At 70.1% G+C, this 14,545-nt stretch carries 12 protein-coding genes and 2 pseudogenes; 4 read left to right on the plus strand and 10 right to left on the minus strand.

Annotated features, from left to right (window positions below):
• Positions 1-143 (minus strand): annotated as a pseudogene (glnA, locus tag AWC18_RS21880) (glutamine synthetase); the annotation flags it as partial.
• Positions 144-256: 113 nt separating this feature from the next.
• On the opposite strand from glnA, the gene AWC18_RS00490 reads away from it, so the two are divergent.
• Complete coding sequence (locus tag AWC18_RS00490) at positions 257-727, plus strand: RDD family protein (protein WP_085136971.1); 471 nt, start codon at positions 257-259, stop codon at positions 725-727.
• A 12-nt stretch (positions 728-739) separates the two neighbouring features.
• On the opposite strand, the gene AWC18_RS00495 is transcribed toward AWC18_RS00490, so the two are convergent.
• Genes AWC18_RS00495 through sucB form a run of 5 tightly spaced genes read right to left on the minus strand, consistent with a single transcriptional unit; the run spans position 740 to position 5,945 of the window.
• The gene (locus tag AWC18_RS00495; protein WP_064997769.1) at positions 740-1,492 is read right to left on the minus strand and encodes a DUF4191 domain-containing protein; all 753 of its coding nucleotides are present in this window, start codon (positions 1,490-1,492) and stop codon (positions 740-742) included.
• 47 nt (positions 1,493-1,539) lie between these two features.
• Positions 1,540-2,496, minus strand: coding sequence for a lipoyl synthase (locus tag AWC18_RS00500; protein ID WP_076049884.1), 957 nt, complete (start codon positions 2,494-2,496; stop codon positions 1,540-1,542).
• Positions 2,493-3,188, minus strand: coding sequence for a lipoyl(octanoyl) transferase LipB (lipB, locus tag AWC18_RS00505; RefSeq protein WP_085136972.1), 696 nt, complete (start codon positions 3,186-3,188; stop codon positions 2,493-2,495). The genes AWC18_RS00500 and lipB overlap by 4 nt, the downstream gene beginning before the upstream one ends.
• A 26-nt stretch (positions 3,189-3,214) precedes the next feature.
• Entirely contained in the window at positions 3,215-4,123 is a 909-nt protein-coding gene (locus tag AWC18_RS00510) for a TIGR01777 family oxidoreductase (RefSeq protein ID WP_076049886.1), read from the minus strand.
• Between the two features lie 43 nt (positions 4,124-4,166).
• Positions 4,167-5,945, minus strand: a complete 1,779-nt coding sequence (gene sucB / locus AWC18_RS00515; RefSeq protein WP_085136974.1) for a 2-oxoglutarate dehydrogenase, E2 component, dihydrolipoamide succinyltransferase — start codon at positions 5,943-5,945, stop codon at positions 4,167-4,169.
• Between the two features lie 220 nt (positions 5,946-6,165).
• Here sucB and AWC18_RS00520 point away from each other — a divergent pair, with 220 nt between their 5' ends.
• Positions 6,166-7,065, plus strand: a complete 900-nt coding sequence (locus tag AWC18_RS00520; protein WP_085136976.1) for a hypothetical protein — start codon at positions 6,166-6,168, stop codon at positions 7,063-7,065.
• Between the two features lie 13 nt (positions 7,066-7,078).
• Here the strand turns inward: AWC18_RS00520 and AWC18_RS00525 are convergent, their stop codons facing one another.
• Together AWC18_RS00525 and AWC18_RS00530 are read right to left on the minus strand one after the other, a co-directional pair.
• A complete protein-coding gene (locus AWC18_RS00525) occupies positions 7,079-8,623 on the minus strand; it encodes a leucyl aminopeptidase (protein WP_085136978.1) in 1,545 nt (514 codons plus the stop codon).
• A 10-nt stretch (positions 8,624-8,633) separates the two neighbouring features.
• Positions 8,634-9,722, minus strand: coding sequence for an adenylate/guanylate cyclase domain-containing protein (locus AWC18_RS00530; RefSeq protein ID WP_085136980.1), 1,089 nt, complete (start codon positions 9,720-9,722; stop codon positions 8,634-8,636).
• 32 nt (positions 9,723-9,754) lie between these two features.
• On the opposite strand from AWC18_RS00530, the gene gcvT reads away from it, so the two are divergent.
• Both gcvT and AWC18_RS00540 read left to right on the plus strand, forming a co-directional pair.
• On the plus strand, positions 9,755-10,849 hold the full coding sequence (gene gcvT / locus AWC18_RS00535) for a glycine cleavage system aminomethyltransferase GcvT (protein WP_085136982.1): 1,095 nt from the start codon (positions 9,755-9,757) through the stop codon (positions 10,847-10,849).
• Between the two features lie 23 nt (positions 10,850-10,872).
• Positions 10,873-11,979, plus strand: coding sequence for a branched-chain amino acid aminotransferase (locus AWC18_RS00540; RefSeq protein ID WP_076047813.1), 1,107 nt, complete (start codon positions 10,873-10,875; stop codon positions 11,977-11,979).
• Here AWC18_RS00540 and AWC18_RS22155 read toward each other — a convergent pair.
• Both AWC18_RS22155 and AWC18_RS21565 read right to left on the minus strand, forming a co-directional pair.
• Complete coding sequence (locus AWC18_RS22155) at positions 11,976-13,769, minus strand: hypothetical protein (RefSeq protein WP_272937676.1); 1,794 nt, start codon at positions 13,767-13,769, stop codon at positions 11,976-11,978. The two genes, AWC18_RS00540 and AWC18_RS22155, sit on opposite strands and share 4 nt — an antisense overlap.
• A 57-nt stretch (positions 13,770-13,826) precedes the next feature.
• Positions 13,827-14,545 (minus strand): annotated as a pseudogene (locus AWC18_RS21565) (hypothetical protein); the annotation flags it as partial.

Raw genomic sequence — 14,545 nt, forward strand, 5'->3', positions numbered from 1 at the left:
TCGAACACCGACTCGTCGAACGCGGCGGCCGGGATCGAAAAGTGCTGCATAACACCCGGAAGGTCGCAGAAACGAATATCGACGTACTCAACAGACTCGTCGGCGATCAGTTTGACGATGTCGTCGGCGGTCTTGTCGGTCACGGAATTTTCCTCCTGCGCTGCCGGGTCGGACGTTGAGGTGACGCTGACGTTACGCAACCACGGAGCGCCCGTCCATGTCGGGTTCGGAGACGCCGCCGCCTATCGTGGGGGCCATGAGCCGCACGTTCTCCTCCTGGCTGTCCGGGCCGGAGTCTGCCGGACCCAGCCATTCCGACACTGCTCCGGGACAGAGCCTGGGCCTGCCGTCCAGCGGCCCGGGTTCCCTGGCTCCGACGGGGCGCCGCATGGTGGCCCTGGCTCTGGACTGGCTGATGGCCTACGGGCTGGCCGGCCTGGGCGTGGCCGCGGGCGTGGTGACCCCGGAATACCTGGCGACGGTGGTGTTGGGAGTGTGGCTGGTCCTCGGGGTGGCCGCGGTCCGGCTGTTCGGCTTCACCCCGGGGCAGTACGCCTGCGGGCTGCGAGTGGTCCCCGTCGACGGCCCGGGCCCGGGCGTGGGCGTCGGGCGCGCCGCGATCCGCGGATTGCTGATCGCGCTGGTGGTCCCGGCGTTGTTCGCCGACGCCGACGGCCGTGGCCTGCAGGACCGGGCCACCGCGACTGCCGTGGTGCGCAGCCGCTGACCTTCGCGGGAACTAGCGTCGGCGCACCGCGCGCTGGACGCCACGCACCTTTGCGCCGCCGGGCAGCGGACCCTTGGGCATGGCCGCGGGGCCGGTCCGCGAACCCAGCGCGGCCAGCTTGGACTCCAGCGAGTCCATCTGCTTTGTCGTGATGTTGGCCGGCAGCTTGGTCAGGAAACGTTCCAGCTTGGCCAGCGGAACCTCGCCCTCGCCGGTGCCCACCACCACGTCATAGATCGGCACGTCACCGACCAGCCGGGCGGTGCGCTTCTTCTCCTGGGCGAGCAGCGGCTTGAGCCGCGACGGCGAACCCTCGGCGACGAAGATGATGCCCGGCCGCCCGATCACCCGATGCACGGCGTCGAGCTGGCCGGTGGCGGACACTCCCGGCGTCACCCGCCATTTGCCGCGCAGGTTGTCCAGCGCCCACGCCGCAGCCCCGGCCTGCCCCTCGGCCTTGCGGTAGACCGACCGCTGAGCCCGTCGGCCGAAGATCACGAATGCGACCAGGGCGCCCAGCACCAGGCCCAGCGGAATCGTCGTCACCTTGGCGAACGTGCCGCCGTTGAGGGCGAGCGCCGTCGTCACACCGGCGACCAGCAAGAAGGCGCCGACCATGTAGGGCACCAGCCGCTTGTCCTCTTGGCGCTGCAGCTGGAAGGCCTGCCACAGCTGGGTGCGGCGCTGCTGGCTGGCGGCCTTGCGGGCGGCTTTCGCCTCCGCCCGGGCAGCCTTGTTCTCGGGGGTGGTGCGCGGTCTGGGCATAGCTACCAAGGATACCCAGCGGGGCTTACCGTCGGCCGGGGCGTCAGTCAGCCGTGGGCGGTGGCGGGGGCCTGTTCGCGGCGTGCCCGGTTTTCCAGCGCCTGCTGGTAGAGCCGCCCGGCCCGGTACGACGAGCGCACCAGCGGCCCGGACATCACTCCGGAGAAGCCCAGCTCCTCGGCATAGCGGGCGTGCTCGACGAACTCCTCGGGTTTGACCCACCGCTCGATGGGATGGTGCCGCTCGGTGGGGCGCAGGTACTGGGTGATGGTGACCAGTTCGGCGCCGGCGTCGTACAGGTCCGACAGTGCCGCTCGGATCTCGTCAGTGGTCTCGCCCAGGCCCAGGATGAGGTTGCTCTTGGCCACCAGCCCGGCATCGCGTGCTTGGGTCAGCACGTCAAGGCTGCGCTCGTAGCTGAAGCCGGGCCGGATCAGTCTGAAGATGCGCGGCACGGTTTCGACGTTGTGCGCCAGCACTTCCGGGCGGGATTCGAATACTTCGCCCAAGAGGTCGGGCCGTCCGCCGAAGTCGGGGATCAACAGCTCGACACCGGTTGACGGGTTGAGGGCCTTGATGGCACGCACCGTCTCGGCGTAGAGCCAGGATCCCTGATCGGGCAGATCGTCGCGGGCGACACCGGTGACCGTCGAATACCGCAGCCCCATGGACTGCACGCTCTCGGCCACCCGGCGCGGCTCGTCGCGGTCCAGCTCGGGCGGCTTACCCGACTTGATGAGACAGAACGAACAGTTGCGGGTGCAGACCTCGCCGCCGATCAGAAAGGTGGCCTCCCGGTCTTCCCAACACTCGTAGATGTTGGGGCAGCCCGCCTCCTCGCACACCGTGTGGAGCTTTTCCTGCTTGACCAGAACCTTGAGCTGGGTGTAGCTCGGACCCATTCGGGCGCGGGTCTTGATCCACGGGGGCTTGCGTTCGATCGGAGTTTCGGCGTTGCGTGCTTCGGCACGGCTTAACCTACGGCCTTCCGGGGCGGCACTCACCTGTTCGATGTTACGCGCGGACCGGAATGCTCGCGCACCGGCAGCACGCCGTCGAGCGCATCGACGACCGCTCTGGCCACGGCTTGCCGAACATCCTCGACGCCGGTCACAAAGCCCAGCTCGGCCGAGAGTGATGTCACACCCGCGTCGGTGATCCCGCACGGCACAATCGAGCCGAACGCACTGAGATCACAATCACAATTGAGCGCGAATCCGTGCAATGTGGTGGCGCGGGCCACTCGGACGCCGATCGCGGCGACCTTGCGGGCGGGCCGGCCGCCGCCCGGCGGCAGCCATACCCCGGACCTGCCGTCTATCCGAACCGTATTGAGACCCAATGTGTTACACACCTCGATGAGTGACTCTTCAAGGCGTCGAACGTAATTCACCACATCCAAGGGCTCGGCGAGACCGATCACCGGATAGCCCACAAGCTGGCCCGGGCCGTGCCAGGTGATCTTTCCGCCCCGGTCGGTGTCGATCACCGGGGTGCCGTCCGTGGGGCGCTCGTGCGGCTCGGTACGGCGCCCGGCGGTGTAGACCGGGGGATGCTCCAACAGCAGCAGGGTGTCCGGGCCGCCGGCTGATCTGGCGTCGGCCAGCTCACGTTGCAGTTGCCAGGCGTCGCTGTAGTCGACGGTGCCCAGCTGGCGCACCTCGATCGGTGCGGCGCTGGAGCGGATGGACACCATGTTCGCAGGCTACTCGGCGCAGGTGGCTACTGCGGGGTCGGACGGGAGGTGGCGTAGGCGAGCGCCTCGCCGACGGTGTGGTGGGAAAAACGGAAGCCGGCCTGCTCCAACGCGGCGGGAATGGCTCGCTGGCCGGTGAGGAGGCTCTCGGCGAATTCGCCGAGCCCGGCGCGGACCGCGAACGCGGGCAGCAGCATCGGGGTGGGGCGGTTGAGGGCACGTCCCAGCGCGGCGGTGAACTCGGCGTTGGTCACCGGCGCCGGACCGGTCAGGTTCACCGGGCCCGACAGCGTGTCCTGCGAGATCGCGAACAGCAGTGCCCGGACCTCGTCGGCCATGCTGATCCACGACATGTACTGCCGGCCGTTGCCGATCCGGGCACCGAGTCCCAGCGAGAACAGCGGACGCAACCGGCCCAGGGCGCCGCCCGACCGCGACAGCACGATGCCGGTACGGGCCAGCACCACCCGGGTTCCCGCCTTCTGGGCGGGGGCCGTCGCCCCTTCCCAGTCTTCGGATAGCTGCGCCAGAAAATCCGTTCCAACCGGGGCGGATTCGTCGACCGTGCGGTTGCCGGTGTCGCCGTAATAGCCGACTCCGCTGGCGTTGATCAGCACCGGCACCCCGGCCTCGGCGACTGCCGTCGACAGCACCTCGGTCGGGGTGATGCGGCTGTCGCGCAGGCGTTGCTTGAACGCCCCTGACCAGCGGCGGTCCCCGACGCTGATGCCGCACAGGTTGACCACCGCGTGGACCCCGGCCAGCGCGCCGACGTCGATGTCACCGGCCTCGGGATCCCACTGCAGCTCGCCGGCATTGGCCGGCGCCCGCCGCACGATCCGCAGCACCTGGTGATTTTCGGCGCGCAACGCCGAGATCAGAGCCGAGCCGATCAGCCCGGAAGAGCCGGCGATCGCGACAATGCGGTTGCTCACAGCTGAATCCTCTTGCAGCTCTTCGCCAGAAGCCACCGAGCCGCTACAGACCCAGGTCCGCCTCGAACGCACCTTCTTCGAGTCGGTTCTTGATCGTAGTCACGAACCGGCCGGCGTCGGCGCCGTCGATCAAACGGTGGTCGTAGGTCAGCGGCAGATAACTGACCGAGCGCACGCCGATCGACTCGTTGCCGGCCTCGTCGACGATCACCCGCGGCCGCTTGACGATGGCTCCGGTGCCGAGCATGGCGGCCTGCGGCGGGACCAGGATGGGGGTGTCGAACAACGCACCCTGGCTGCCGATGTTGGTGATCGTGAAGGTGCCCCCGGACAGTTCGTCGGGCTTGAGGTTGCCCGAGCGAGCCCGGGCGGCGATGTCGGCGATGGCCCGCGCGAGTCCGGCCAGCGACAGGTCACCGGCGTTGTGGATGACCGGCGACAGCAGGCCCTGTTCGGTGTCCACCGCGAAGCCGAGGTGCTCGGCGTCGTAGTAGGTGATCTCGCCGGCGTCCTCGTTGTAGCTGGCGTTGACGTTGGGGTGCGCCTTGAGGGCGTCGATCACCGCGCGGGCGATGAACGGAAGGTAGGTCAGGTTGACGCCCTCGCGTTCGGCGAAGTCCGCCTTCGCCCGGGCCCGCAGCGCCACGATCTTGGTCATGTCGACCTCGTGGACCTGGGTGAGCTGGGCAGTGGCCTGCAGGGATTCGCGCGTCTTCTTGGCGGTGATCTGACGGATCCGGTTGGCCTTGGCGGTGGTGCCACGCAGGTGCGCCAGCGCCGAGGCGGGTGCCGCAGCGGCCGGGCGGGCGGCGGCAGCGGCCGGAGCGGCCGGCGCCTGCTGCGGTGCGGCCTGCTTCTCGGCGAAGGCCAGCACGTCCTGCTTGCGGATTCGGCCGCCGACCCCGGTGCCGGTGACCAGGCTCAGGTCGACGTTCTTCTCGGCGGCGAGCTTGCGCACCAGCGGGGTCACATAGCGTGCGGCGTCGCCGGCCGGAGCCTCGGCGGCGGGCTGCTCGGGCGCGGGCGCGGCGGCGGGTGCCGCCGGGGGAGCCGGAGTGGGTTCGGGCTGGGCCTGCGCAGCCGGTGCCGGGGCAGCGGGCGCAGGCTCGGGAGCAGGCTCGGGCGCGGGCGCGGGAGCCGCCGGTTCAGGAGCGGGAGCGGCCGGCTCGGGCGCGGCGGGGGCCGCCGGGGCACCCGAGCCGACCTTGGCCAGTTCACCGCCGACCTCGACGGTGGTGTCCTCACCGGCGGTGATCGAGAGCAGGGTGCCGGCCACCGGCGAGGGAATCTCGGTGTCGACCTTGTCGGTGGAGACCTCCACCAGCGGCTCGTCGACCTCGACGGTGTCGCCGACCTGCTTGAGCCAGCGCGTGACGGTGCCTTCGGTCACCGACTCACCCAATTCGGGCATCAGCACCGGGGTGCCGTCTCCGGCCGGGGCCTGCGCAGCGGGAGCCGGTTCGGCGGGTGCGGGAGCAGCCGGGGCCTGCGCAGCGGGCTCCGGTTCCGGCTCCGGTTCCGGCTCCGGTTCCGGCTCCGGTTCGGCCGGTTCCGCGGGGGCCGACGGAGCCTCGGCGCTCTCACCGGCCTCGCCGATCAAGGCCAGTTCGCCGCCGACCTCGACCGTGGTGTCCTCGCCGGCGATGATCTTGGTCAGCACGCCGGCCACCGGCGAGGGGATCTCGGTGTCGACCTTGTCGGTGGAGACCTCCAGGAGCGGCTCGTCGACCTCGACGGTGTCGCCTTCCTGCTTGAGCCAGCGGGTCACCGTTCCTTCGGTGACGCTCTCACCGAGGGCGGGCATCTGGACTGAGAAGGCCATCGTTGTTGACTCCTCGCTCGATCGGTCGCTGCACGTCATTTCCCTGGATACCACGTCAGTGGTGAGGCGAGGGCGGTGCCCAGGTGGACTGTTGAAAACCATCCTGTCATTGCGGTCTCGTCGGCACACATCGAGGTGGCCGCAACGCCGTCCCGTGTCGCGCACCGCGCCGTCGGTCAAAGCGCTTTCGGCAGGCTGAGACGTCACTACTATCGCGCGGGTGCCCGCAGAACAGATCGCCGCAGCCTGTGAGCTGTGGACCGGCTTCGACATATCGATCGTGGCCCGCAACTATGCCCAACTAGCCGGTTTGCTGGCCGGTTTCGCGTTCGTCGTCATCAATCTGGTGCTCGATCGCGCGTACCGGCGTCGTAGCGACGGTCATTCGCCGGACCCGCGCGAGGTCGAGCACGAGACTCTTACCGGGGTCGCGCTGATGAATGCGTTTCTGGGGCTGTTCCTGACGGCTGTGCAATACAGCCTGCTGGCCGGCGAGCAGGGATGTGCGGTCGGCAATGGACGGGCCGCATCGGCAGAACTGTTGGGCGCCATATCTTTTGTGGCTTCGCTCTACATCTTGTTGTACGCCGTCGTGCAATTCGTGTCGGGCAGCGCCGGCACCCTCATCAAGCACTGTGTGTTCATCGTCGCGGTTCTGGTTCCGCCGATTGCGGTGTTCTTCGTGGAGGCGACACTGTCGGACCTGGCGCTTTCGCGCGGCGATCAGCAGACGCATCAGCCGCTGCAACCGCTGTGGGATGACGCGAATCGGCTGTCGGTTCCGGTCACCGTCGTCATCGCCGTGACCTGCGCGATCGCCTGGATCCTCGGCCGGGCGCGACGGCGCAGCGAGTCGCCGATCGGGCCCGTAGCCGGCCGCATTCGGACCGCGTTTCCGTACTTGAGCACCGTTGTGATCGTCGCGGCCGTAGTCCGCTCGATGGCGGCGTTGCCGAAAAATGATGCGTCATCCCACCTGAATTCGACGGAATCCTGGTTCTGGGTTGCCGTGTTCTCGGTGCTGATGTTGGTGCAAAGCGTGGCGCTGTCGTTTCAGCGGGGCGTGGAACGGCCGCCCAGCCCGGTGCGCAAGGCCCAGAGCGTGGACGAGAACGCCTGACGCTCGCCGGGGCTCACCCGTTCGCGGCGATGTCTTCCAGCACCGCGAACATGGTGCGGGTCGGCACTCCGGTGCCGCCCTTGCCGGTGTAGCCCCAGGCGCCGCCGGAGTTGTACGCCGGTCCCGCGACGTCGATGTGGACCCATTCGACTCCGTCTGCCACGAACTCACGCAGGTACACCCCGGCGACCAGCATCCCGGCGAAGCGTTGACTACTGACGTTGGCCAGGTCGGCCACCGTCGACTTCAGATCTTCTTTGAGCTCGTCGGGCAAGGGCATCGGCCAACCGTTCTCGCCGACAGCCTGCGAGATGCTCGCCACCCGGTCACGGAACTCGTCTGAACCCATCACCCCGGGGATGCGGGCGCCCAGCGCCACCGTCTGCGCCCCGGTCAGCGTCGAGGTCTCGATGAGATAGTCCGGGTTGTCCTCACACGCCCGCACGATCGCGTCGGCCAGGATCAACCGTCCCTCGGCGTCGGTGTTGAGCACCTCGACGGTGGTGCCGCCGTACTGCGTGAGCACGTCGCCTGGGCGCTGCGCGGTGGACGACGGCATGTTTTCGGCCATCGGCACGGTGGCGGTCACGTCGATCGGCAGACCGCGGCGGGCGGCCAGCACCACCGTCGCGATCACCGCAGCGGCCCCGCCCATGTCGGAGGTCATGTGGTGCATGGAGGCCGCCGGCTTGATCGAGATGCCGCCGGTGTCGAAGGTGACGCCCTTGCCGACCAGCGCCACCTTCTTGGCGCCGCCGGGGTTGTCGAGCAGGCGCGACCCACGGTGGATCAACCGCACCAGACGCGGCGGCCGCGAGGAACCCTGTCCCACTCCGAGCACCCCGCCGTAGCCGGCCTCGGCGAGAGCCTGCTCATCGAGCACCTCGACGTCCAGCCCCGCGGACTCTCCCAGAGCCTTGGCGCGGTCGGCGAACTCGGCCGGAAACAGGTGGCTGGGCGGGGTGTTGACGAAGTCACGCGCGGTGGCCACCGCGGTGGCGACGTCGACGCCACGCGCGGCCTGTGCCTCGGCGTCGTCCGCCGCGGAAAGCACGGTCACCGCCTCCAGGCCCGGCTCCTTGGGGGCGGTCTTTGCGCTGCGGAACGCGGTGAACCGGTAGCCACCCAGCAGCAGTCCCTCGACACTGGCGGCGAGTAGCCCTTCACCGGGCAGCCCGCTCAGCGCGCTGATCACCGTCGCGGTGCCGTTGAGTGAACGCGCCGCGTTTCCCGCGGCCCTGCGAACGGTGTCGGCCGGCCAGGAATCGCGTGGCTTGCCCAGCCCGACGGTCACCACGCTGGCCACCGGCAGCGATGCCACCACCAGCCGGTTCACCTGCTCATTGCCGCCCTTGGCGCCCAGCGCGCGCAGTCCCGCCTCGATCTCGGCGACTGCCTCGGCGGGCAGCGCCGGCTCGGTTGCGGCGACCGATGCGCCGGACTCGGAGTCGTCGCCGGCCGACACGACCGGCACGATCAACACGGCCTCGTCGGCGGTTGCGGGCAGCGAAGCGGCGACGGTGACAGAGGGGGCGGGGTATCCGGGTGCGGTGCTCACGCACTCAACCCTAACGATGTGGTTTCCGGTGCAATACGTATGCCGGGACGGGCTTGTCGAAACCCTTGAGCGTCAACGGCTCCTGAAGGGTGGCCGGCCAGTCGGGGAGCTCTTCGCGCACGCAGGTAGAGGCCAGCACCTGGCCGGGCACGGCCACATCCACCAGGCGGGCGGCCAGATTGACCGGGGTGCCGAAGTAGTCGCCGTTGATCGCCAGCATCTCGCCGTAGGCCACCCCGGCGCGTACCTGCAGTCCGGCCCTGCGGGCCTCTGGATGTTCGACAAGGTCGATCGCCGCCTTGGCCAGCAGTTCTCCGGTCGCGCTCACCCACATCACCGCGTCGCCGATGAACTTGACCACCCGGCCGCCGTCGGTATGCACGACGTCGGCGACGGTGCCGGCGAACTCGGTCAGCAGCGTGGCCAGCTCCGCGGACGTGAGGACCTGGGTCAACGCGGTGAAGCCGGTCAGGTCGGCGAACCCGACGCCGCACATCAGGCTGGGCGCCGGCCCGGCGGCCAGCGCTTCGAGGAAGGTGCGGTGGCTGACCTGATGTTGTCGGTGGACGGCGTCGATCATGGCGCCGATGCGCGGGATGTAACCCGCGACCGATCGCCAGGCCCGGGCGGTACGGAGTTCGTCGCGGGTGTGTCCCAGCCACATGTCGGGTGCGCTGCGCCGGATCATCGACGACTCGGCCTCGGCCAGCCGCGCCATGGTCGCCCCCAGCACGCGTAGGAAGCCGTCGACGGGCTCGCCGAGGTAGGAGCGCATCTGGACCCAGGTGGCCAGCGCGTCTACGTCGGCCTGGCTCAGCGCCGGCGTGTCCGGGCTGGGGACCGCCAGCCCGAGCATCCGCCAGGCCTGCGCGACGTCTTCGAGTGGCACGCCCAAGGCCTCTGCGGCGGTACGCAGCGTGTAGTCGGGCGGGCCCGAACGTCCCACCGCGTCACCGGCCAGGCCGAACAATCGGCCGCGACGCTCGGCGTCGGCCATCTCCTCGACGGAGAAACCGAGGCCGTCGAGGTACTCGACCAGGCCCGCACGGTCCCTGGCGTCCGCGATACCGGCAGCTTCAAGCGCATCCCAATCCACCATTGGTTCCAGTGTGCCGATTAGGCTGGCTCGACGTGAGCGAACTGCAACACGGACCTCTGGAAGAGCGCCACCGCGCGTTGGGCGCCAGCTTCGCGGAGTTCGGCGGGTGGCTGATGCCGGTGTCCTACGCCGGTACCGTCACCGAGCACAATGCCACCCGCGCCGCCGTGGGTCTTTTCGACGTCAGCCACCTGGGCAAGGCGACAGTTCGCGGTCCGGGCGCGGCGGACTTCGTCAACGCGACGCTCACCAACGACCTGACCAGAATCACGCCGGGACAGGCCCAATACACGTTGTGCTGCAACGAATCCGGTGGCGTTGTCGACGACCTGATCGCGTACTACGTCTCCGACGACGAGATCTTTCTGGTGCCCAACGCCGCCAACACCGCGGCCGTGGTGGCCGTGCTGCAGGAGGCGGCGCCCGCCGGGGTGACGATCACCGACGAACACCGCTCACGCGCGGTGCTGGCGGTGCAGGGCCCACGATCGGCTGAGGTGGTGGCGGGTCTTGGTCTGCCGACCGAGATGGACTACATGGCGTTCGCCGATGCCGCCTTCGCCGGGGTGCCGGTACGGGTGTGTCGGTCCGGATACACCGGAGAACACGGCTACGAGCTGCTGCCGGAGTGGGACTCCGCGGGGGTAGTGTTCGACGCACTGGTCGAGGCGGTACGGGAGATCGGCGGCGAGCCGGCCGGCCTGGGCGCCCGCGACACCCTGCGCACCGAGATGGGCTACGCGTTGCACGGCCACGAACTGTCGCCCACCATCTCGCCGCTGCAGGCGCGCTGCGGCTGGGCGATCGGCTGGAAGAAGGAGTCGTTCTTCGGCCGGGACGCGCTGCTGGCGGAGAAGGCCGCCGGACCCTCGCGGTTGCTGCGCGGCCTGCGCGCCACCGGTCGGGGAGTGTTGCGTGCCGACCTGGCCGTGCTCGACGGTGACCGCCGGGTGGGCGTCACCACGTCAGGCACGTTCTCGCCGACGCTGAAGACCGGCATTGCGCTGGCACTCATCGACACCGAGGCGGGCGTTGCGGACGGCGCACAGCTCACCGTTGACGTGCGCGGCCGCGCTGTCGAGTGCGAGGTTGTGACGCCGCCGTTCGTCGCGGCAAAAACCCGCTAGCGCACCGGTTATACAATCGCTGCATGACGAGCAGCCTCCTCGAGTTCCACGTGTCGGTCACCGCAAACCCGACGCCGGACGAGGTGCGCGAATCCATTTTGGCGGAGCCGGGTTTCGGCAAGTTCCACACCGACCACATGGTGTCGATCGACTACACCGTGGACGCCGGTTGGCATAATGCGCGGGTCATTCCCTACGGACCCATCGAGTTGGACCCGTCGGCCATCGTCCTGCACTACGCGCAGGAGGTCTTCGAAGGGCTCAAGGCCTATCGGTGGACCGACGGATCGATCGTCTCGTTCCGGCCCGAGGCCAATGCCGCCCGGATGCGGGCGTCGTCGCGACGGTTGGCCATCCCGGAGCTGCCCGACGAGCTGTTCATCGAGTCATTGCGGCAGCTGATCGCCGTGGACGCGGCCTGGGTGCCGGCCCCGGGCGGTGAGGAGTCGCTGTACCTGCGGCCATTCGTCTTCGCCACCGAGCCGGGCCTGGGGGTCCGCCCGGCCAACGAGTACCGCTGCCTGGTGATGGGCTCACCGGCCGGGGCGTACTTCAAGGGCGGCATCAAGCCGGTGAGTGTGTGGCTGTCGACGGAGTACGTGCGGGCCTGCCCCGGCGGGACCGGCGCCGCCAAATTCGGCGGCAACTACGCGGCGTCGCTGGTCGCCCAGGCCCAGGCCGCCGACAACGGCTGCGACCAGGTGGTGTGGCTGGATGCGGCCGAGCGTCGCTACGTCGAAGAGATGGGCGGGATGAACCTGTTCTTCGTGTTCGGCACCGGTGGCTCGGCGCGCCTCGTCACTCCGGAGTTGTCCGGCTCGCTGCTGCCCGGTATCACGCGGGATTCGTTGCTGCAGTTGGCAACTGACGCTGGATTCAGCGTCGAAGAACGCAAGATCGATGTCAGTGAATGGCAGAAGAAGGCCGCCTCGGGTGAGATCACCGAGGTGTTCGCCTGCGGCACCGCCGCGGTCATCACCCCGGTGTCACAGGTCAAGTCCGCGGATGGCGAGTTCACCATCGCCGACGGCCAGCCCGGCGAGGTCACCATGGCGCTGCGCGACACCCTGACCGGGATTCAGCGCGGTACCTTCGCCGACACCCACGGCTGGATGGCCCGGCTGGATTAGCCCGGCACACCCGGCGTGCCGGGTGTCCCGTCGGGGCTGCCCGCACCGCCATCGCCGCCGGCGGCGCCGATGCCGTCGGTGACGGTTTGGCCCGCGCCGCCCACACCTCCGCTGCCATCCGCGCCGGGGTGGGCGACCCCGCCCTGGCCGCCGGTGCCACCGAACCCGCCGACAGCGGTGCCCGCGGAGGCAGTGGTCGCGTTGCCGCCGACACCGCCGTCGCCGCCTGCGCCACCAAGCAGGTCGTTGTAGCCGTCGGCGCCCGCATCGATGGAGCCATCGACGTCGCCGCCCCGGCCGCCGTCGCCGCCGACGCCGCCCATGGCGCCCTGCCCGGTGGCGACGCTGCCGCCGGTGCCATTGCCGCCGAGGCCGCCGTCACCGCCCGCGCCGCCTGTCGCGCCGTTGAAGGCAACGCCACCCTCGCCACCCACGCCGCCGCTACCGCCGATGCCGTAGCCACCGCCCCGGCCGCCGATACCGCTGCCATCGCCACCGTGGCCACCGTTGCCGCCCGCACCGACGGTGCTACCGACGCCGACACCGGCGCCGCCGATGTTGCCGACGCCGCCCCCGCCGCCCCATCCACCGGCACCCGCATCGTGGCCGACACCGTTGCCCGTGCCGCCGTCGCCGCCGCGGCCGCCGTCCCCGCCGACGCCCGCATTGCGCGCGGAGTTGTCGAATCCCCAGCCGCCGGTGCCGCCGTGCCCGCCGCTGCCGCCGTTTCCGCCGCTGCCGGAGGTGGTGCCCCCGTCACCGCCATTGCCGGCGCGGCCGCCCGCACCGCCACCGCCGCCGACGCCGGTGCTGGTGTTACCGCCGTTGCCACCGAGGCCGCCGTAGCCTCCGTCGCCGCCGTTGTCCGTGTCGCCGCCGGACCCACCGTCACCGCCGTTTCCGCCGGCTCCGCCAATGCCGCCGTCACCGAAGAGTGCGAATGTACTTCCTCCGTCGCCGCCGTACCATCCGTCGCCGCCCGCTACACCGGCCGCGCCGTCCCCGCCGTCCCCGCCGCGCCCGCCTGCTCCGCCGTTACCGAACAGCCAGCTCACCGCGTCGCCGCCGTCGCCGCCATAACCGCCGTTGAAGCCAGCGGCCCCGTCCCCGCCGCCTCCGCCATCGCCGCCGTGGCCCATGAAGAACCCGCCGTTGCCGCCGTCGCCGCCGTCACCGGGATAGTCGCCGGAGCCGGGTCCGCCGCCGTAGCCGCCCGCGCCGCCGTTGCCGAAGAACCCGGCGTTGCCACCATTGCCGCCCCAACCGCCGCCAGACGTGCCACCGTGTCCGCCGTCGCCGAACCACAGTCCACCGTCGCCGCCCATGGCCTGTTCGTTGGTGCCGCCGCTGATGCCGTCGGCGCCGTTGCCGATCAGCAGTTGGCCGTTGCCGAAGAGGGTGTTGATCCAGGTGCTGGTCTCGATGCCGGAAGGGGTGGCCAGCCAGGCCTGGCCGGCGTCGTGGATCGGGGTGTAGATCCAGGTGTCGAATAATTCGGCCAGGGTGGGGTTGGGGTCGGCGGCAGCCGGTGAGAGGCCGTGGTCCGTCGGATCGCCCAGACTGGACAGCCAACCGGTCCAGTCGGCCAGGTCGAGGTCGGCGTTGTTCTCGACGCTCAGCCATGACCAGCTGGCCGGATCGAACAGGTCGACGATCCAGTCGAAGGGATCGGCTTGGGCCGGTGCGCTGCCTACCGGTGCCAGGCCGAATGCCAGGACCGCGCCGGCTGCGCTACCCAGGCCGGTCAGTCGGATGCCGTGGTGTTGTTTGCTGTTGCGTCGACCGGACATGATTGCTCCTTGGAGTCGGGGAAGTCGTTGTCGGATTTGGCGGTTCATGTCGCTGCGTCATCCGGGCTCCCCGGGCGTGCCGGGTGTGCCGTCGAGACCGCCGTCGCCGCCGTGGCCGCCGTAGTTGCCGTCGCCGCTGAAACCGTCAGTGACGGATTGCCCAGCGCCGCCGTCACCGCCGCGACCATCGGCGCCGGGGTGGGCTACCCCGCCGGCGCCGCCGTAGCCGCCCCGTCCGCCCCAGGCGCCGCCTTGCGAGATGCTGGACGCATTGCCGCCGTTGCCGCCGTCACCGCCGTTGCCGCCGGCAAGGTCGTTGTAGCCGTCGCCGCCTGCGTCAATGGAACCGTCAGCAGTGCCGCCCCTTCCGCCGTCGCCGCCGTCGCCGCCCTCTGCCACGTGCCCGACCGAGGTGCTGTCGGTGGAGGAGACGGTGCCGCCGTTGCCGCCGTCACCGCCGTTGCCGCCGTTGCCGCCGGTGCCGCCGTTGAAGGCGCTGCCGCCGTCGCCGCCCGATCCGCCCAAACCTCCCCGGCCGAACCCGGTTCCCCCGATGTCGGTGCCGTCACCACCATTGCCGCCGACGCCGCCAGCCCCGCCGGTGCTGCCGCTTCCGAAGCCAATACCGCCCGTACCGCCCACTCCGCCTTGGCCGCTCAGTCCGCCGACGGTCGCACCGCTGGCGTAGCTGTTGGGGATGAAGGTGCCACTGCTGGTACCGCCGTCACCGCCGTTGCCGCCGGCGCCCCCCGTTCCGCCGGCGCTGCCGATACCGC

This window comes from Mycolicibacter nonchromogenicus (assembly GCF_002101775.1).
GTDB classification, from domain to species: domain Bacteria; phylum Actinomycetota; class Actinomycetes; order Mycobacteriales; family Mycobacteriaceae; genus Mycobacterium; species Mycobacterium nonchromogenicum.

Excerpts from the sequence above, each read along its gene's own strand:
- AWC18_RS00490 (WP_085136971.1), top strand. The coding sequence starts at position 257 with ATGAGCCGCACGTTCTCCTCCTGGCTGTCCGGGCCGGAGTCTGCCGGA.
- AWC18_RS00495 (WP_064997769.1), bottom strand. The coding sequence starts at position 1,492 with ATGCCCAGACCGCGCACCACCCCCGAGAACAAGGCTGCCCGGGCGGAG.
- lipB (WP_085136972.1), bottom strand. The coding sequence starts at position 3,188 with ATGGTGTCCATCCGCTCCAGCGCCGCACCGATCGAGGTGCGCCAGCTG.
- sucB (WP_085136974.1), bottom strand. The coding sequence starts at position 5,945 with ATGGCCTTCTCAGTCCAGATGCCCGCCCTCGGTGAGAGCGTCACCGAA.
- AWC18_RS00530 (WP_085136980.1), bottom strand. The coding sequence starts at position 9,722 with ATGGTGGATTGGGATGCGCTTGAAGCTGCCGGTATCGCGGACGCCAGG.
- AWC18_RS00540 (WP_076047813.1), top strand. The coding sequence starts at position 10,873 with ATGACGAGCAGCCTCCTCGAGTTCCACGTGTCGGTCACCGCAAACCCG.
- AWC18_RS22155 (WP_272937676.1), bottom strand. The coding sequence starts at position 13,769 with ATGTCCGGTCGACGCAACAGCAAACAACACCACGGCATCCGACTGACC.